Annotated in this window: 16 protein-coding genes; 9 read left to right on the top strand and 7 right to left on the bottom strand. The window is 62.9% G+C overall.

Annotation, left to right across the window (positions count from 1 at the left end; translation table 11 throughout):
- Positions 1–8 precede the first annotated feature (8 nt).
- From P3T17_RS04355 to P3T17_RS04345, 3 genes are all read left to right on the top strand, one after another.
- Complete coding sequence (locus P3T17_RS04355) at positions 9–1,397, top strand: cytochrome ubiquinol oxidase subunit I (protein WP_429405506.1); 1,389 nt, start codon at positions 9–11, stop codon at positions 1,395–1,397.
- A gap of 82 nt (positions 1,398–1,479) precedes the next feature.
- Positions 1,480–2,478: a cytochrome d ubiquinol oxidase subunit II gene (gene cydB, locus P3T17_RS04350; RefSeq protein WP_429287025.1), complete on the top strand. Its 999-nt coding sequence runs from the start codon at positions 1,480–1,482 to the stop codon at positions 2,476–2,478.
- Positions 2,479–2,499: 21 nt separating this feature from the next.
- Entirely contained in the window at positions 2,500–2,694 is a 195-nt protein-coding gene (locus P3T17_RS04345) for a hypothetical protein (protein WP_429404907.1), read from the top strand.
- 65 nt (positions 2,695–2,759) lie between these two features.
- Here P3T17_RS04345 and P3T17_RS04340 read toward each other — a convergent pair whose 3' ends face one another.
- Positions 2,760–3,683 (bottom strand): LysR family transcriptional regulator, encoded by a 924-nt coding sequence (locus tag P3T17_RS04340; RefSeq protein ID WP_429404905.1) that lies wholly within the window; start codon positions 3,681–3,683, stop codon positions 2,760–2,762.
- Positions 3,684–3,838: 155 nt separating this feature from the next.
- Here P3T17_RS04340 and P3T17_RS04335 point away from each other — a divergent pair, with 155 nt between their 5' ends.
- The 4 genes from P3T17_RS04335 (at position 3,839) to P3T17_RS04320 (ending at position 9,898) form a co-directional block, all read left to right on the top strand.
- On the top strand, positions 3,839–5,053 hold the full coding sequence (locus P3T17_RS04335) for an MFS transporter (protein ID WP_074264467.1): 1,215 nt from the start codon (positions 3,839–3,841) through the stop codon (positions 5,051–5,053).
- 296 nt (positions 5,054–5,349) lie between these two features.
- Complete coding sequence (locus tag P3T17_RS04330) at positions 5,350–8,487, top strand: CheR family methyltransferase (protein WP_429404903.1); 3,138 nt, start codon at positions 5,350–5,352, stop codon at positions 8,485–8,487.
- 17 nt (positions 8,488–8,504) lie between these two features.
- Positions 8,505–8,873, top strand: coding sequence for a response regulator (locus P3T17_RS04325; RefSeq protein ID WP_074264465.1), 369 nt, complete (start codon positions 8,505–8,507; stop codon positions 8,871–8,873).
- Between the two features lie 149 nt (positions 8,874–9,022).
- On the top strand, positions 9,023–9,898 hold the full coding sequence (locus P3T17_RS04320) for a DUF3667 domain-containing protein (RefSeq protein WP_429404901.1): 876 nt from the start codon (positions 9,023–9,025) through the stop codon (positions 9,896–9,898).
- Positions 9,899–9,937: 39 nt separating this feature from the next.
- On the opposite strand, the gene P3T17_RS04315 is transcribed toward P3T17_RS04320, so the two are convergent.
- Genes P3T17_RS04315 through P3T17_RS04305 form a run of 3 tightly spaced genes read right to left on the bottom strand, consistent with a single transcriptional unit; the run spans position 9,938 to position 12,860 of the window.
- Positions 9,938–11,311 (bottom strand): ATP-binding protein, encoded by a 1,374-nt coding sequence (locus P3T17_RS04315; protein ID WP_429404899.1) that lies wholly within the window; start codon positions 11,309–11,311, stop codon positions 9,938–9,940.
- Positions 11,312–11,326: 15 nt separating this feature from the next.
- The gene (locus P3T17_RS04310; protein ID WP_429404897.1) at positions 11,327–12,031 is read right to left on the bottom strand and encodes a response regulator transcription factor; all 705 of its coding nucleotides are present in this window, start codon (positions 12,029–12,031) and stop codon (positions 11,327–11,329) included.
- A 10-nt stretch (positions 12,032–12,041) separates the two neighbouring features.
- Positions 12,042–12,860 carry a MipA/OmpV family protein gene (locus P3T17_RS04305; protein WP_429404896.1) on the bottom strand — a complete coding sequence of 273 codons (819 nt, stop codon included), beginning with the start codon at positions 12,858–12,860 and terminating at the stop codon, positions 12,042–12,044.
- Between the two features lie 244 nt (positions 12,861–13,104).
- Here P3T17_RS04305 and P3T17_RS04300 point away from each other — a divergent pair, with 244 nt between their 5' ends.
- The gene (locus P3T17_RS04300; RefSeq protein WP_429404895.1) at positions 13,105–13,452 is read left to right on the top strand and encodes a hypothetical protein; all 348 of its coding nucleotides are present in this window, start codon (positions 13,105–13,107) and stop codon (positions 13,450–13,452) included.
- Between the two features lie 252 nt (positions 13,453–13,704).
- Entirely contained in the window at positions 13,705–14,004 is a 300-nt protein-coding gene (locus P3T17_RS04295) for a hypothetical protein (RefSeq protein WP_074264460.1), read from the top strand.
- A gap of 314 nt (positions 14,005–14,318) precedes the next feature.
- Here P3T17_RS04295 and P3T17_RS04290 read toward each other — a convergent pair whose 3' ends face one another.
- From P3T17_RS04290 to P3T17_RS04280, 3 genes are read right to left on the bottom strand one after another with little or no spacing between them, the layout of a single operon-like run.
- Positions 14,319–14,513: a hypothetical protein gene (locus P3T17_RS04290; RefSeq protein ID WP_429404893.1), complete on the bottom strand. Its 195-nt coding sequence runs from the start codon at positions 14,511–14,513 to the stop codon at positions 14,319–14,321.
- Positions 14,514–14,517: 4 nt separating this feature from the next.
- Positions 14,518–15,798 (bottom strand): SEL1-like repeat protein, encoded by a 1,281-nt coding sequence (locus P3T17_RS04285; RefSeq protein ID WP_429404891.1) that lies wholly within the window; start codon positions 15,796–15,798, stop codon positions 14,518–14,520.
- A 3-nt stretch (positions 15,799–15,801) separates the two neighbouring features.
- Positions 15,802–17,808 (bottom strand): phospholipase D-like domain-containing protein, encoded by a 2,007-nt coding sequence (locus tag P3T17_RS04280; protein WP_429404890.1) that lies wholly within the window; start codon positions 17,806–17,808, stop codon positions 15,802–15,804.
- Between the last annotated feature and the right edge of the window lie 21 nt (positions 17,809–17,829).

The raw sequence follows: 17,829 nt of genomic DNA, 5'->3' as shown, positions 1-17,829 counted from the left end.
CCGCAATGATGAACCTCAGCGCGCTGGACCTCTCGCGATTGCAGTTTGCGTTCACGGTATCGTTCCACATCATCTTCCCGGCGATGAGCATCGGCCTTGCCAGCTTCATCGCCGTGCTGGAAGCGGCGTGGCTGAAAAGCGGCAAACCGCACTACAAGGAACTGTGCCTGTACTGGTCGAAGGTCTTCGCGATCGGTTTCGGTATGGGCGTCGTCTCCGGTGTGGTGATGGCGTACCAGTTCGGCACCAACTGGGCCGGCTTTTCGAAATTCGCCGGGCCTATCACCGGACCGCTCCTCACCTACGAGGTGATGACCGCGTTCTTTCTCGAGGCCGGCTTTCTCGGCATCATGCTGTTCGGCTGGGATCGCGTGGGACGCAAGGCGCATTTCGGGGCGACGCTGCTGGTCGCCACCGGCACGCTGATTTCCACCTTCTGGATTCTCGCCTCCAATAGCTGGATGCAGACCCCGCAGGGCTTCACGATCGAGGACGGTCACGTAGTGCCGCAGGACTGGCTGAAGATCATCTTCAACCCCTCGTTCCCCTACCGGCTCGCCCATATGGCGATCGCCGCGTTCATCGTCGGCGCGCTGGTTGTTGCTGCCACCGGCGCGTGGCATCTGTTGCGCGGCCGGCGCGACCCCGCCGTCAAAACCATGTTTTCGATGGCGCTCTGGCTATTGCTGGTGCTCGCGCCGATCCAGGCGCTGGTGGGCGATCAGCATGGCCTGAACACGCGCAAATACCAGCCTGCGAAGATCGCGGCTATCGAAGGTCTGTGGGAAACCGAGCACGGCGGAACCGCGCTCAACCTGATCGGCTTTCCGGACATGCAGGCCGAAGTGACCCGCTACGCGATCCAGATTCCGCATCTCGGCAGCCTGATCCTGACGCACTCGTGGGACGGCGAAATTCGCGGCCTGAAAGAGTTTCCGAAAGAGGACCGGCCGAATTCGTCGATCATCTTCTGGACCTTTCGCGTCATGGCGGGCCTCGGCATGCTGATGATCTTGCTCGCGTTGATCGGACTGGTGCTGCGGCGCCACGGCCGTGTTTACGAAAACCGTCTGTTCCAGCGCATCATGGTGGCCATGGGGCCGGCCGGATTCGTGACGCTGCTTGCCGGCTGGGTGACGACCGAAGCGGGCCGCCAGCCGTGGGTGGTATACGGCGTGCTGCGCACCGCGCAAGCGGTGTCGCCAGTGACCCAGCAGGACGTGAGCGTGTCGCTGATGATCTTCGTGATCGTGTATTGCCTGGTGTTCTGCACGGGCATCTACTACATCCTCAAGCTGCTGCGCATCGGCCCAGCCTACGAGGACGCAGGGCCGCGCAATGCGAGCGCCGCCGATACGAACAGCAGCGGCCGGCGGCCGCTCGCCGCAGTCGAATGATGCGCCCGGTGGAGCAGGAACCGGCACCCGAGGCAAACGGCAACATCCCGCGAACCTCTACTCACCTGAAGCGGAGCACAGCATGGACGTGACGACGATCTGGGCCGCGATTATCGCCTTAGGGCTCTTCATGTATGTCGCCCTCGATGGCTTCGATCTCGGCATCGGGATGATTTTCCCGTTCTTCCCCGACGACGGCGAGCGCGACCTGATGATCGCGACCATTGCGCCAGTCTGGGACGGCAACGAGACCTGGCTGGTGCTCGGCGGCGCAGCGCTCTTTGCGGTGTTTCCCGCGGTCTATTCGATCGTGCTCTCGGCGCTGTATCTGCCGATCGTCACGATGCTCGTCTGCCTGATTTTTCGCGGCGTTTCCTTTGAAATCCGCGAGAAGGCAACCCGCACCAAAAACCTCTGGAACCTCGCCTTCATCGCCGGATCGGGTGGCGCGTCGTTTTTTCAGGGCGTCATTCTGGGCGCCTACCTGCAGGGTATTCCGGTGACGAACGGCGTGTTCGCCGGGCCGCCGTTTTTCTGGCTGACACCATTCAGCCTGCTCACCGGCTTTGGCCTGATGGCGACATACGCATTGCTCGGCGCCTGCTGGCTCATCATGAAGACCGAGGGCGACCTGCAACATCGTCTGCACGAGGTCGTGCGTCCCCTCACTTTCGTGCTGCTCGGCTTCATGGTGGTGGTGTCGATCTGGACGCCGCTGACCGACGCGAAAATCGCGGCGCGCTGGTTCGATTCGGGCCTGCTGCATCGCTTGCTGCCGGTGCCGTTTCTCGTCGTGATTACCGCGCTGTTTATGCTCCGCGCGCTGAGACGCCGGCACGACAACACGCCGTTTCTGCTGACGCTGCTGCTGATCCTGCTCGGCTACATTGGCCTGCTCGTTAGCATCTGGCCGTATGCGATACCGTACGCCATCACGCTCCAGGACGCCGCTGCGCCGCGCTCGAGTCAGCTCTTCACGCTGGTGGGTGCGGTAATCATCCTGCCGGTGATTCTGATCTACACGACACTCGGATATCACGTGTTCCGCGGCAAGTCTGCGCCGGGTGCGAAGTACCACTAAGCTTTGACAAGGTACGCTGCAATGCGACTTTCCTGGCCCCCGACTACACAAAAGCAGACCGCTTCTTCGCTCGTGCAACCAGGCACGGCGAAACGCCCTGCTCCTACGCGGCTCAAGCGCGTGCTCTGGTTCGTCGCCCTGTGGTGCGCAGGCGTGGCAGGGGCAATGTTGCTCGCGCTGCCATTCCGCCTGTTGATGCAGGCTGCCATGCGCTGAGGCCGGCAACACCGTAAGTACCGTAAGTAGCCTGAGCTGACGCAAAGCGAGCCGTAGCGCTCGGCTCACGCCTCCCGAACGCCTTGCACGCGTTCCTGCAGGAACTGCACAAAGGTGCGCACCTTGCTCGAATGGCGGCGATTCGGCAGGTAAGCCGCGTAGACCGCCGACCGGCCGGCATGCGGATTGATTTCGGCGTCGGCAAACAGGCGCACGAGGCGGCCCGCGTGAATCTCCGCTGCGACCAGCCATTCCGGCAGCAAGGCGATGCCGCGGCCCGCAAGCACCGCTTCCAGCAGAATGTCCGGATTATTGGCAATCATGCGGCCCTCCACTTCGACGCGCACCTCGGTCTCGCCCCGCAGGAAAGTCCAGATCTGGCGCGCGGGCCGATAGGTTCCGCCATAGCCGAAGCGCAGGCACTCGTGCGCGGCCAATTCCTGCGGCTCGGACGGCAGGCCGCAGCGCGCGAAATACGCGGGACTCGCGACCACGAAGCGCGCGTTATCGGCCAGTTTTCTGATGACCAGGTGTTCGTCACGCGACGGCAGGCCGATCCGGACCGCGACATCGATCCGCTCGGCGGCAAGATCGACGTAATAGTCGCCGACCACGACGTCGAGCACCATGCGCGGATAGGTGGCGAGAAAGCTCGCCAGATGCGGCGCGAGTTGCAGCCGGCTGTACGCGGTCGGCACGGAAATGCGTAGCACCCCGACTGGCGACGCCCCGCTATCGAAGATGCTGTCGTCGGCCACCGCGAGATCGTCGAGTACCTTGCTGATCTGCTCGACGTAGGCCGTACCGGCATCGGTCAGGCTGACGCACCGCGTCGTGCGGGTCAGCAACGCGGTACCGAGCGAAGCTTCGAGCGCGTCCATCAAACGTGTGACGGACGAAGTGGCAACACCCAGCCGCTGGGCCGCTTTGGAAAAGCCACCCGCCTCGGCCACTTCCAGCAAGGTATTCAAGGCAACCAGCTTGTCCACTTCCCGACCTCCTCCGGTAACGTCGAGGCCGGACCCAAACGGTACAACTCGACGCCTGGCGTTGCGCTGCACGCAACGCCAGGTTGCTCAATGGACGTATTCTACTCACGTATCGCAACCGATATCCTATGCGGGTTCGTCAATCAGGATTTGCCATGACCTCCAACTCACCCGCCGCCAGCGCAAATGGCGGCACCGTCCAGATGACTCGCGGCCTGACCGCGATGTTCGCCTTCTGCTGCGGCGCGATCGTCGCCAACATCTACTACGCCCAGCCGATCACCGAACTGATCGCACCGGACATCCATATGACGGGCGGCACGGCCAGCCTGATCGTCTCGCTGACGCAGATCGGCTACGCCCTGGGACTGTTCTTCCTCGTCCCGCTCGGCGATCTGCTGGAAAACCGCAAGCTGATGATCACAACGGCGCTCGTCGCCATCGTCAGTCTCGCGCTGGCCGCCGTGACACGTCAGCCGAGCGCGTTTCTGGCGATCTCGCTACTGGTCGGGTTCAGTTCGGTTGCGGTGCAGATCCTGATTCCGTTGGCGGCGCACCTCGCGCCCGACGAAACGCGCGGCCGCGTGGTCGGCAACATCATGAGCGGCCTGCTGCTCGGCATCCTGCTGTCGCGGCCGCTCTCAAGCGTGGTGGCCGGGCATTTCGGCTGGCGCGTCGTGTTCGGCGCGGCCGCTGTGGTGATGGCGATCGTGACAACCGTGCTCGCGCTGACGATTCCGCCGCGCCAACCCTCGCACCAGGCGACCTACTTCCAGTTGATCCATTCGCTCGGCGAACTGGTCGCTACGTTGCCGGTGCTGCGTCATCGTGCGCTGTATCAGGGCTTGATGTTCGCTACCTTCAGCCTCTTCTGGACCACCGTGCCGATTGAGCTGACACGTCATTACGGGCTGTCGCAGAACGGCATTGCGCTGTTCGCCCTGGTCGGCGCAATTGGCGCCACCTCCGCGCCGATTGCGGGACGCCTTGCCGATGCGGGCCACTCGGTTAGCGCAACACTGGTCGCGCTGGTGATCGCCGCGCTCGCCTTTACGCCCTCGCTGATTCATCCCGCGTGGGGCGTTGGCGGTCTCGTCGTTACGGGTGTCGTGCTCGACTTCGCCGCGCAGATGAACATGGTGATCGGCCAACGTGCGATCTACGGCCTGCATGCGGCGAGCCGCAACCGTCTGAATGCCCTGTATATGACGAGCATTTTTATCGGCGGCGCGCTCGGCTCGTCGCTCGCGAGTACGCTGTATGAGCACGGCGGCTGGACCTTGACCGCCATCGTCGCGAGCGTGTTTCCGCTGCTCGCGCTGCTGCATTACCTCACGATCGGCAGGCCGGTCGCGGTCGCAATGGCCTGACTGGCAATCAGCACACCCCGCTTTACCAGGACGAATACAGCGAGCGCAGCCTGGACCGGGCACAAGGAATGCTGCGACAACGTGGATGAACACGCCGGAAGCTTCGCTTGCCGGCGCCTCGACGCAAAATCCACCCGGCCCGAAACCAACTAACGGTAACTGCAGGCCAAATCAAGGTAGGATTATCGACTACTCTCAATCCGCCCCGCCGCCAGGAATCCCATGCCAAGCCAACACGCAGCCAGCGTCTCGCTGACTGTATCCCCGCGCCAGTACGCCGTCGCGCGAATCGCACGATGAGCACGCCAGCGCGATTTCCGGTAGTTGGCATCGGCGCCTCCGCGGGCGGTATCGAAGCGCTTGAAGGGTTTTTCCGCGGTATGCCTGAAGAGCCGGAGCTGGCCCTCGTGATCGTTACGCATCTCGGTCCCGCACGCGACAGCCTGTTGTCCGAGATTGTCGGGCGCTATACCACGATGCCGGTGCATGTGGTGGTAGACGGCGAGCCGGTCCAGAAGAATCATGTCTACGTGCTGCCCTCGGACGCCATGCTCGGCGTCGAAAAGGGGCATCTGCGTCTCCATCCGCAAAACGCGTTGCACCGCGAACGCAAACCGATCGATGTGTTTTTCAGCTCGCTCGCCGAAGACCAGGGCGAGCTGGCGGTGTGTGTGGTGTTGTCCGGCGGCGACTCGGACGGCACGCTTGGCCTCAAAGCCGTCAAGGAACGCGGCGGCCTGACGATGGCGCAGGTTGCCGACGGTTTTGGGCCGCAACACGCCAACATGCCGGATAGTGCCATCGCCACCGGGCTCGTCGACTACGCGCTGCCAGTCGAGGCAATGGGCAACAAGCTGGCGGAGTTTGCCCGCAGCGCTTACGTGCTGGACGACATTGCGTTCAGCGCCAGCGCCCAGGAAGAGCTGCAAAAGATCGAGCAGGCGCAGGCGGAGATCTACGGCATTTTGCGTGGCCAGATCAGCCACGACTTCAGCGGCTACAAGCTCAAGACCTTCATGCGACGTGTGCAACGGCGTATGCAGGTGGTGCAGATCGGTCATCTGGAAGCGTACGTTGCACACCTGCGCGATCATCAGCAGGAAGTCAACGCGCTGTTTCGCGATCTGCTGATCAACGTGACCAACTTTTTTCGCGACGCCGAAGCGTTCGATGCGCTTGCCGAACTGGTCGTGTCCAGGCTCTTCGAGGCGCGCGGCATCGACGATATCGTGCGCATCTGGGTTCCCGGTTGCGCCACCGGCGAGGAAGTGTATTCGCTCGCCATCCTGCTGCGCGAGCATATGGATCAGCTCGCGGTCGTGCCGCGCGTGCAGATCTTCGCCACCGATATCGACGACCGGGCCCTCGCCGTCGCACGCGCCGCCAGGTATCCGGCCGCGTTGCTCGGCAGTGTCTCGCCCGCACGGCGCCGGCGCTTTTTCATCTCCGACGGCGGCAGCTTCGCAGTGGCCAAGGAAGTGCGCGACCTGTGCATTTTCTCGCCGCACAACGTGATTCGCGACCCGCCCTTCTCCCGTATCGATCTGGTCTCCTGCCGCAACCTGCTGATCTATTTCGGTCTGGACCTGCAAAGCCAGGTGATTCCGACCTTCCACTATGCACTGCGTCCGGACGGTTATCTGTTCCTCGGCGCCTCGGAGAGCGTGAGCCAGTTCGACGATCTGTTCGTGCCGCTCGAGAAAAAACATCGTATCTTCCAGCGCCGCTCGGATGTCATGCCACGCGTGCGTCTGCCGCTCACGGTGTCGGCCTTGCGCCCAGGGCAAACGCACGAACTCACGCCGCGGCGCGTCCAGCCCGGCGGCGCGGCGTTGCGCCAGATGGTCGACACCCAGGTGCTCGAGCGATTTGCCCCGCCCCATGTCGTGGTGAACCGGGAAGGCGATGTCGCCTACTATTCCTCGCGCACCGGCAAGTATCTCGAAGCGGCGCCCGGTGCGCCGACCCGGCAGATTTTCACGATGGCACGCAAAGGCATCCGCCTTGAACTGCGCACGGTGTTTCGCGAAGCAGTGGAATCGGGCCGCACCGTCACACGCGACGGTATTGCGGTCGAGGAGGACGACGGTCGCGTGCAGGTGGTCAGCCTGACTGTGGAGCCGCTTGCCACCCGCTCCGGCGCCGATCCGCTCTATCTGGTCCTGTTCGTCGATCAGGGTCCCGTGCTGAGCCGCGAGGAAGCGTTAAACCGCGCGCAAGCCACCACCACCGGCACCGCGCTGCAGATGGAGCGCGAGTTGCGCGAGACGCGCGAGCGCCTGCAATCGATGATCGAGGAATATGAAACGGCGCTCGAAGAGCTGAAGTCGTCGAACGAGGAACTCGTTTCGGTCAACGAAGAACTGCAGTCGACCAACGAGGAGATGGAGGCGTCCAAGGAAGAACTGGTGTCGCTCAACGAAGAGCTGCACACCGTCAATACCGAACTGAACGGCAAGATCGAAGCGCTCGACCGCGCCAGGAGCGACCTGCAGAACCTGTTCGACAGCACTGCGGTCGCCACGGTGTTTCTGGACAACAGGCTGGTGATTCGCAGCTTCACGCCGGCCATGTCCGAGGTGTTCAATATCCGCGCGGCCGACCGCGGCCGGCCCATCACCGATCTGGCGAGCCGCCTGCGGCTCACCGGCTTCGACGAAGCGATCGCCAGGGTTGTGGCCAGCGGCGAGGTTATCGAGCGCCGGGTCGACAGCGACGATCACCATATGCATTACCTTGTACGCCTCGCGCCCTATCGAAACGGCGATGACAAGGCGGAGGGCGTGGTGGTCACCTTCCTGAACGTGACGAGCCTCACGCGCGCCGAGCAGCGCCAGAAGATCCTCGTTGCCGAACTGCAGCATCGCACCCGTAACCTGCTGGCCGTGGTCGAATCGATCGCCATGCAGACGCTCGTCAAAGGTGCACCGCTGGAAGCATTTACCAGCCGGCTGGGCGCACTGGGGCGTCTACAGGGACTGCTCGGCCAGGCAAGCGACGAGCAGATCGAACTCGGTGAGATCGTGCGCATGGAGATCGAGACCATTGCCGGCAGCGCCGCCGAAAACGTCGCCATCTCCGGTCCGACGGTTCCGCTCGGCCTCGAATACGTGCAGAACATCGCTCTCGCAGTTCATGAACTCGCCACCAACGCCGTGAAATACGGCGCGCTGAAGAGCGGCCAGGGCTATCTCGACATCAGTTGGCGTCTGGAGGATCGGCAACAGGACCATTCCTTGCTGGTACTGGAGTGGCGGGAAAGCGGTCTGCCGCAGCCCCCGGAATCGACGCGCCGCGGATACGGGAGGCAGTTGATCGAGCAGGGCCTGCCTTTTTCGCTCCGCGCGAAAGCCGAACTCGTCTTTGGCGAGGATGGCGTTTCGTGCCGGATCGCCATGCCGCTGAGGCCGGAGCGGCCCACGGGTCACACTTGAATCTTTCGGAGACAGCCATGGGACAAAGCGCTGAGCTGCAGGGGCGCCGCATTCTCGTGGTAGAGGATGATTATCTGGTCGCGCAGAGCCTGTGCGCACTGCTCGAGGAAGCGGGCGCCACCATCGTCGGTCCGTTCGGCTGGGCAGACGAAGCGCTGAAGTTTGTCGAAGCCCACCGGGATGCCTTCGACAGTGCCGTGCTCGACGTCGACCTGCATGGCGAGAAGTCCTATCCGATTGCGGACTGGCTGGCCGGACGCGACGTCCGCTTCGTCTTCACCACCGGCTATGGCGCCGATGCGCTCGATCCCGGCTACCTGCGCTATCCGCGCTGCGAAAAACCCTTCGATGTACGAAATCTGTTCGTAGCGCTCACAAGCAGCTAGCCGACGACGCCGGTCGACACGGCAGATCGGCTCTTCCGCAGAAGCCTTTCGCATCCCTTACTTCCCCGCCGCTTATTGACAGATCCTTGACGGTGCCTCGCCGCCGCGGTCAGAATGCTGCCTGTCATAGCTTCCGGCCCCGCATCCGCATGTCGCAAATCACGCATAGCCACGATGCCGCACACGAACTGCCCGACGCCTGCCCCAACTGCGATGCGCCGGTGCATGGGCCGTATTGCGCGCAATGCGGCCAGGAAACCGTGCACGAAATGCCCACCTTGCGCGAATTCGCGCATGAGTATCTGCATCATTACGTGGCCGCGGAAGGCAAACTCGTCCCCACCGTCAGGATGCTGCTGCTCAAGCCGGGGCAGCTCACGATCGAATATCTCCAGGGGCGCCGGCGCCGCTATGTGAAGCCGCTGTCGCTGTATGTGACGTTCAGTTTTGTGTTTTTTCTGCTGCTGGGCTGGACCACCGTCATGACGCCCACGCCCACCGTTGTAACCCTCGACGATAACCGCACCGTACCCGCCACCCAGGTTTTCTCCACCCTCGCCGCCTCGGAGACCGATCCGAATGGCAAAGCGGTGCTGGGGTTCCTCGACAGGCACATGAACTGGGTGTTTCAACCGGGCAAACTCGCCGCATTCAACGACCACGTTTTGCATCGCCTGCCGTATACGGTGTTCGTGCTGATGCCGGTGTTTGCGGCGATGTGTGGGTACGTCTACCGGAAGAGGCGCCAGAACTACGGCATGCATCTGCTATTTACGGTGCACCTGCATGCGTTTATTTTCCTGGTGTTTCTGCTTTGCCTGATTCCCGGTGTGCGGAATTTTGGCGGCTGGGTCATGCTCGTGGTCCTGATCTATCTGATTCTCGCGCTCAAGCGCGTGTACGGCGGTCGCTGGTTGCCGCAAGTGGCGCGAGGCGTGCTGTTGTGGACCGGTTATGGGGTGGTCACGGGCCTCGCGCTGACGGTGCTCGCATTCGTCTCGACCGATCTCTGGCATGCGTCCTGAGCGCATGCCAAGCGTCGTGCCCGTTGCACGCGCCGGCATCTAGAAGCCGACGATAAAGCGCGTCCCCGCGGCCAGACGGCTCACGGTCAGCCGCCATTCGTGCGCGACCGCGATTTCCTTGCAGATAGCGAGCCCGAGGCCAGCGCCATCGTGTCTGACGCCGGGCGCCCGCCAGAACCGCTTGAACAGAAAAGGCAGGTGTTCCTCGCGGATACCGGGCCCCGCATCGCTAACCTCGATCGAAGCCGCGCCTATGACAAGCCACACGACGCTATTGGGCGGCGACACGTTGATCGCGTTTTCGACAATGTTTTTCAGCAGGATGAAGAGCGCACTGCGATCCGCCCACACAGAGGCCGGCGCGCCCGATGAGTCGAGCTCGAGTTTGACCTGCTTCGTATCGGCCTTGCGCCCGAGGTACGCCAGGACGTCGCGTGCCACGTCGACCGTACTCACCTCACCGAACGTGAAATTCTGCGCCTCGCTGACTTCGGCCAGATGCAACAGCTGGCGGACCTGGCGCGCCATCAGATCGATCTCGCGAAGCAGGAGTCCCTTGTCCTCGATACCGGGCTGCAACTCGATCTGACCGCGGACCAGCGTGAGCGGCGTCTGCAGTTCATGCGCCGCCGAAGCGAGAAACTGCTGCTGCACGGTGAAGCCGTTTTCCAGTCTGCCGAGCGCTCCGTTGAACGCCTCGATCAGCGGCTTGATCTCGCTCGGCATGCCTCGCAACGACAGCCGTGTCGTCAGGTTGCGCGGCGTAATCAGCGCAGCTGCACTCGACGCCTCCCGCAGCGGCTTGAGTAGCCGATGCACCGTGACCGTCAACGTCAGGCCGAAAATAATCGCGGCGATGGAGGTGATGATTCGCACATTGGCGGGAATCTGCCGAACCTTCGTACCGATCATTGCATCGAGAAGACGTGCGCTCGTTGCGATCTGCGCATAGAAATGCGCCGGTCCCTGCCGCAGCTGGAGCGTCGTGATGTCGAACGATCTGCCGTCCATCTTTACCTGCTCGATATGGCCGACAGCCGCAGCAAGGTCGCCCGGAACCCAGGCCGGACCGTTCTGCGCGTTCGCCGAGGCGAACAACACGTGGCCCTGCTCGTCGAGTACCCGGTAGTGAATCTCGGTCGGTGCCGCCGAAAAAATCCAGGCTTGCTCCGCGGGCAGATTGACGGAGACGGGACGGCCAGCGCCATCGAAGCGGACGCCGCTTGCGAGCTCCTTCGTGTGCTGAATCAGGTCGTGCCGCCCCAGCATCTGTTCCGGGTAGTGGTTGAACGCATAGGTGACACCCATGGCCAGCACGGTCAGCGTCAGCGCCAGCGCAACGATGCTGGTCACCCATAAGCGCGCGGACAGACTTCGAATCCAGCGATTGAGCATGGTGAAGAAGGTGAACATGGTGAGCGGGCCGCCTCAGGACAATGATGGTGCGCCGGTCGACGCGGGCGTGGCCTGCAGCGCGAAGCCCGCACCCCGGATGTTGGCGAGCCGCAGCCTCGTCCCCACCGTCGTCAGCTTCTTGCGCAGCCGGTGTACGGTCACCTCCAGGGCGTTGGGCGTAACGGCTTCGCCGAGGCCCCAGGCCGCATGTTCGAGCGCGGCATGGCGAACGGTCTGGCCGCCGGCTTTTACGAGGCACAGCATGATCTGCAATTCGGCCTGCGCGAGCTGAACCGAGCGGTGCGCGCAGCGCATGGCGTGCTGCTGCGGGTCGACCGTGATATCGGCAAACTCGGCAACCAGCGCCGACAGTGCCGGCGGCCGGCGCATCAGCGTGCGCACGCGCGCCACCAGTTCGCTCATGGCGAACGGCTTGGTCACGTAGTCGTCCGCTCCGCTCTCCAGTCCGTCGACGCGGTCGTGCAGCGCATCGCGTGCGGTCAGCATCAGACAGGGCATCATCTGGCCCGCTGCGCGCAACGTGCGCAGAAAGGCGAGGCCATCGCCGTCCGGCAAACCGCGGTCGACGATCAGCACGTCATAGTCGGCTCGGCTCACGCCGTAGCTCGCCTCGGAGACGGTGTGGAACAGATCGGCCTCGATTCCGGCCGCCGCGAGCGCCTGGCGCACCATCTCCGCGAGGCGCTCGTGGTCTTCGACAATGGCTACCCGGGACATGATGGTGCGCTCATTTGAACTGATAGAGGTAAGCGAGCCGCACCGCAGGAAGGTAACTGCGTCCTACGATGGGGCTGTCGGAGATACCGCTCGTGAAGTGCTTGACGCCAACGTCCAGCACCAGTTTCTGCTGACGCGTGATGCTGTAGTTGGCGCGCGTGCCGAGCGATACGTCGTAGGCGGCGGTGCCAGTGTACTCGGGGCGTCCTGCCCGCGCTTCCGACGCTCGCACGCCGTAATAGTAGTTGACGTAGTCGCTGCTGAGCCATTCGACGCCACCATACGGTTGCAGCGAGAACTTGCCGAAATCGTACGACTTGCTGTAGTCGATCTTGGCCCGCTCGCCGCGGTTGCCGCCCAGCAGATAGTCGGCCGACAGCGTGCCGAAGCCGGTCTTCCAGGCGAGCGCCGGGCCGTACCAGAACGTAGGATTGCGATTCTGCATGCCGTTCAGGATGGGCGCGTCGTCGTTCCTGTAGCCATCGGCTAGGGCATAGTCGCCGCGCAAGGCGACGCTCACGTTGTCCCAGGTGCCGATCTTCAGGTCGATCGTGGTGCCGAGGGCATGGATCCATTTGTCGTCGAAGGAAATCAGCGGAATCGGCGTGTATTTGGTGTCGCCGCTTTTGTACGGCGATGCGGCGACGCCGGCTCCTACGCCAAGGCCCCAATGCGTCACGTTGGTCGCGTTGCTCAGGACGGTGAAGCCGGAGTCGTCGGGGCCGGATTGGGCGTCGGGGACGCCCTGTGCCCATGTGCTCGCCGAATACAGCGCCACGGACGCAAACGTCAGCAGCAGAGGATACCTTCGACAAAAAGGTCTTTTCACGGTTGTTCCTAAAGTAGTGGGATCAGGCGGTCTCGACTTTAGGAGCGGGCGACTTACCCGTTACTTACTCAAACAATCAGTGGCTCGTCGATGCGATGCGGTGCGATGCGGCGCCGCGCTCGCCGCGGCGCATAGGCTGGTCCGCGAACGCTCGCAACGACCGGTAGCCGCCGGTAAGTCTTGGGTAAGTCGCGTGCGTGCAGCATGGATGCCCTCGTCCCCTTCTCTATCCGACGGCACGGTCATGCCCCTGAAACCCCGTCTTGCGACCGCGCTGCGTGCCAATCTCCTGCTGTTCGCGGTGTCGATGGGCGCTGCGGCTGTGCCGTGTCTTGGCCTGATCCTGATGTTCGGCATGAGCGAGGCCGGCACGCCGGCGCTGGTCTATCTGGGCGGCATGCTGCTCGGTGCAGGAATGATCACGCTGGTGGTGCGCGTCAACGCAAGGCGTGCGTTCGAAGATGCAGATCTTGCCCGCAAGGTTCAGGTGTATGAAAAGCCGGCTTTCGAAGCGTCGATTGCCGGCGACTGCGCACAACCGTGGCTCGTGCAGTTGCACCTTGAATTGCGGGGGCTTCGGTGCCGGGACTGATTGCGCACTTCTCAACGCGAGGTGCGGGCGTTTTGCGCCCCTCGTCCTGTTGCAAAGCGTTTTACGGTTATTACCATCTGTTGCCGCTCGCTTGCGCCCGCTCACGCCTGCGCCAGACACCGCGCCCGAAAGCGTCTATTGGCGCGCAATGGTGAAAATTTCAAGCTTCACGCTTTGTTGCATTTGCGTAACTCAAGGGTTCTTTCGCAGCGCTACAGTTAAGCCGTCATCCCCACACGTTTGGAGGTCAACATGAAAAGCAAACTCTTGATCAGCCTCGGTCTCGGGGCAGCTATCTTCGGTGTCTCGCAGTTCGCCAATGCGGGTGTCGGTATCGGGATCAACCTGGCGTTGCCGGCGCCGGTTTATGTCGCGCCTGCTCCGGTTTATGCACCGCCGCCTCCGCCGCCTGCTGTCGTAGCCTATCAACCGGTTGTGGCGGCACCTGTTGTCGTTTCGCCGTCGCTGGTTATCGGTTGGCATAGCGGCCAGTACTGGGACGGGCATCGCTGGTGGTCGCGGCATGACTACTATGGGCATCGGCACTGGTAATGGCGCGTGGTTTTAACGCGTGATTATCCGGTCTTTCGTTGGCCTTTCCCTGATCTGTTCGTGATCCTTTAGTGTCGCCCCTGCGCGGGGCGACACTTACTTTAGCGCGTCCGACGTCGTTGCGTGGACAGATGCATTTTCTATCCGGAAGAGACAGCAAACGCTAGCCGTCCTGTCCTGCCCTGAAATGGCGGGCGGCATGTGACAAGACGTCAGTCTGCAAGGATGCGATGGTCGTGCAAGCCGTGCTGTGCGTCGAGCCCGCGAAATGCGGCACTGACCTATGGATAATTCGGCTTCGTTGCCAATCTACTCTAGTGCGTGAGATCCGGATTCTGTTCAGTCGCACACGCGCGCAATGACGCCGCGATGGCGGGCTTTTTTATTTTGTCAAAGACATCCGCCATCTGCGCCTGTGCAACCGGATCGCCTTCGAGCGCAGCACGCCAGCGCGCCAGCGCAACGATTCGATCGTATTGAGCGTGCCGTCGCTGTTCGCCCGGACTCACGCCTTTATGCCTCGTCGACGTATGCCTTGAGGCTCCATTCCTCATTGGTGCGGTATACGCGCATACCGAGCAGCCAGTCCAGGCCAGGAATGGGACGGGGATCCTTCAGGGCGAGTGGCGGCATCGTCTCGCCTTTCCTGAAACGGCGCGTCGCGTCGTAGCTGACCGAAGCGAATCCCCGGACACACCACACGCCGTCCTGCGGGCAGACTTCACCAGGGCGAACAAGCGTGCCTAGCGGCACGCGGCTCTCCAACTCCTTTTCATGCGCGGTACTGACCCGAAGCCCTGTCGCCGGGTCGAGGCTCTTCTCGCGGGCCAGCCTTTCAACCAGCGCATCGGAGGGTTTCTGCGGAGCCACGGCTGCGGCCTGTTCCTTCTCCCACTGGAACGTGCCGTCCCACGGCGGTAGTTTCGCCGGCGGCAGTGGCACGATCTGGTCGACGTCGGGGACCTTCGGGTTCAGACCTTCGTTGCGGTCGAGGAATTTACCAATCACTTCATAGCGGTGCGAGCGTTCGGGATCGTTCGGAACAGCAAGGTAATACAGGCGATCATCGGGTGGGGGACCCTTGAAGCCGTTTTCCAGAAACGACGCGGCCTGACTGTTTCCCGCCATGATGCCCTGCTGGAAAGCCTTGAGTGCTTCAGCGTAGAACTTGTCTGTCTTGCGACCAATCGCCAGGGAGGTCGCGGCCTTGCCATGTCCCTGGTCTGCTGAGCACCGGTACATCTGCAGCGCAACCTCAGGTGCGGCGTCGATCGGATCCAGTTTCTCCGCGAGGTAATACTGCGCGTCCGGACTGCCCAGGTCCGCCGCCTTGCGGAAATAGCGCAACGCGGTCTCGCTATCCTGCTTCAGGCCGTACCCGAGTTCGAGGTAGTGCGCGATGTCGTAGTAGCCGGCCGGCACGCCCTGTTTGACCAGTTGCACTGCCAGGTCGATCGTCTCTTTCGGTGCATCCGGAGAATCGGCCAGCCCCGTCGACACCAGCGCCTGAAGGTTGGTATTGGCCTTGTAGTGATCGTGAGCCGCCGCGATCCGGTAATACCGTGCGATATCGCTAAAGTCCTTCGGGCCATCCTGCTTTTGCAGCCAGCGGCCGTATCTGAACAGCTGGTCCGCATCGGGATCGAGCGTCGGCAAGTGGTCGTCCTCGTGTACGCAGGTAAAGGCGAGATTCGCGCGCACGGCGCTCATGCTGGGTAGTGAAGCCAAGGGGGTCTCCTTTGTACAGGCGCAGGCGAGGGCCGCCACCAGGGCGACCAGCATGCCTCGTCTCATGGTTCAATCCTCGTAAGTGCGTGTGGGCGAGGTCCGCAGGAAGCCCACGAGGGATGCCATCGGGGCCTGCTTCCTGCTCTGGTTTTTGGTGTTCTGGGAAATGATGTCGCTCCACGCCTTGTACGCTTTTGACACATCATCCTGAGCACCCCTATTGTTCGTATGCAGCGCCCACATCTGTTTGCGCAGCGCAGACGTCAGGCCGCCATGCTCATGGCAGATATTCAGTTCGCTATCCACCTCCATGCTGCGCCGGTTGACATTGGCCGAGCCGTGCGTCGTAAACACGTCGTCGACGATCATCAGCTTCTGGTGGACATAGACGTAATCCCACGCCTTGCCTGCAGGCGTGTCCGGTGCGACCAGTGTGCAGACCAGCACCTTCATCCCCGGCATATCCTGCGGCGGCACCAGCTCTCCCTCCTTCGTCATGCCGTCCGGGCTCACGCTCGCCACCCGCCGTTTCTCCTGCCTCGTCTGCTCCAGCTGCTGCCCGATTTCTGCCTGCCGGGTCTGTGCGCCCTGCAGGTAATTCGCAAGCCCCTGCATCTGCGAGAAACCCGCGCCCTGCATCATCGCGCGCTGGCCGGCCGCCTGTTCGTCAGCAAGCTGCTTCTCCAGCGTCTGCTCCTGCTGCGTAAGCTGGTCGTTCTTCTCCAGTGTCTCGACCCCGGGCATCCGGTCGCCATATCCGAGCGCCGCGAGCATCTGGTAGCTGCTCACTGTCCCGCGGCCGATGCCGTCGTCGTTCGAGTTCGTGACCACGAACAGATAGACCTCACCATGCTTCGCCGGGTTGCGCCCCCACTTGATCTGCGCGTTGACGTTCTCCCGCAGCCTGTCGGCCACCGGCATATACCGGAAATACTGGTTTTCGATGTACACGAATCTCGTCGTGTTGTTCACCGCCTGCAGGTACAGCGACGCGATGTCCTTCGTGCCGTCCTTGCCGTGCTGCGACTGCGTGCGAAGGATCTGCGCCATCACCGGCGTACCGTGATCCGCGCGCAGCTTCAGCCGGCAAGCCAGCGCCGCCCGCGCCTGGGTCAGGTTCTGCCCGGTCGCGTCGTCCCACGCCTGGCAGAAATTCTCGTTCAGGTACTCGAGGACCGGACCCGTCACCTTCGCGGACATGTCCTGCCGCGGATGCAGGCCGTTGCGTCCCATTCGCGGCGCCTGCCGCAGCCAGGTGTGATCGTCCCGGTCCCAGTATTCATCCAGCGTGTTGTGCCCCATCACGAACCCGATGGCCCGCTCGGGAAGCTCGTAGTCGACAAGCACCATCTTCTGGTGGTGCGAGGGCTCCGCCGTCATCGCCGCGGTGTTCCGCTCTCTCAGCGTGGGGTCGCCCGCCGGGCCGCTCATCCACGTGCGCCAGGCGATTTCGGCGCGCTCCCTCAGATCGAAATCGCGCGTGGCGAATTCAATGTTTGCCAGCGGCCTGGGCGCACCCGGCAATGCGTTCAATGCCGCGGTCACCACCGATTTCGCCGCCGGGAACGGATTGGCCCTCGTCCCGGCCGACATCCGCGTGACATTGTTCCGGTTGGCCCGCCAGTACCAGAGCTGGTCGAATTCGCGCTGGGCGCGGGTGCGGCCGTCCTGTGCAGCCCCCGCCAGCCCGACTGGCCCGTGGTTGCCTGGCATCATGTCTTCCGAGAAGGACGCCACGTGCAGTGAGTCGCTCCAGACCAGCAGCCGGATCCTGATGTGAGGTTTTTCGAGGCCCTTGTATTCGAGCAGTTCACCGATCGACGGCGAACCCGCCGCGTCGCTGCCCCGTCTGAAATACATCGACGGCTGGAAACCCCAGCACAGGATATCGATGCTGTGCTCCGCGTTCCGTATGGCGTCGAACACCGCCGCGAAGGCCGTCTCGCCATTCACGAGCGGCAGGTAGGTGGCCAGCGCGGGGTTGTATTCGGTGCGCTGCACGAACCATGGGGAGGTGAGCGTCGCGCTTCGCGTGCAGGAGAGCGCGAGCGGCGTGGTAGCGCTCTGCTGTTTCATGGTCAGGCGTCCGTATCAGGG

Source organism: Paraburkholderia sp. GAS82 (genome assembly GCF_050436285.1).
Classification (GTDB): Bacteria; Pseudomonadota; Gammaproteobacteria; order Burkholderiales; family Burkholderiaceae; genus Paraburkholderia; species Paraburkholderia phenazinium_B.
The sequence above is the reverse complement of the archived record's forward strand: the minus strand, read 5'-3'. Positions and strand labels throughout refer to the sequence as shown.

Coding starts and splice junctions, on each gene's coding strand:
- P3T17_RS04355 (WP_429405506.1), top strand. CDS start 9: ATGAACCTCAGCGCGCTGGACCTCTCGCGATTGCAGTTTGCGTTCACG.
- cydB (WP_429287025.1), top strand. CDS start 1,480: ATGGACGTGACGACGATCTGGGCCGCGATTATCGCCTTAGGGCTCTTC.
- P3T17_RS04345 (WP_429404907.1), top strand. CDS start 2,500: ATGCGACTTTCCTGGCCCCCGACTACACAAAAGCAGACCGCTTCTTCG.
- P3T17_RS04335 (WP_074264467.1), top strand. CDS start 3,839: ATGACCTCCAACTCACCCGCCGCCAGCGCAAATGGCGGCACCGTCCAG.
- P3T17_RS04330 (WP_429404903.1), top strand. CDS start 5,350: ATGAGCACGCCAGCGCGATTTCCGGTAGTTGGCATCGGCGCCTCCGCG.
- P3T17_RS04325 (WP_074264465.1), top strand. CDS start 8,505: ATGGGACAAAGCGCTGAGCTGCAGGGGCGCCGCATTCTCGTGGTAGAG.
- P3T17_RS04320 (WP_429404901.1), top strand. CDS start 9,023: ATGTCGCAAATCACGCATAGCCACGATGCCGCACACGAACTGCCCGAC.
- P3T17_RS04315 (WP_429404899.1), bottom strand. CDS start 11,311: ATGTTCACCTTCTTCACCATGCTCAATCGCTGGATTCGAAGTCTGTCC.
- P3T17_RS04310 (WP_429404897.1), bottom strand. CDS start 12,031: ATGTCCCGGGTAGCCATTGTCGAAGACCACGAGCGCCTCGCGGAGATG.
- P3T17_RS04300 (WP_429404895.1), top strand. CDS start 13,105: ATGCCCCTGAAACCCCGTCTTGCGACCGCGCTGCGTGCCAATCTCCTG.
- P3T17_RS04295 (WP_074264460.1), top strand. CDS start 13,705: ATGAAAAGCAAACTCTTGATCAGCCTCGGTCTCGGGGCAGCTATCTTC.
- P3T17_RS04285 (WP_429404891.1), bottom strand. CDS start 15,798: ATGAGACGAGGCATGCTGGTCGCCCTGGTGGCGGCCCTCGCCTGCGCC.
- P3T17_RS04280 (WP_429404890.1), bottom strand. CDS start 17,808: ATGAAACAGCAGAGCGCTACCACGCCGCTCGCGCTCTCCTGCACGCGA.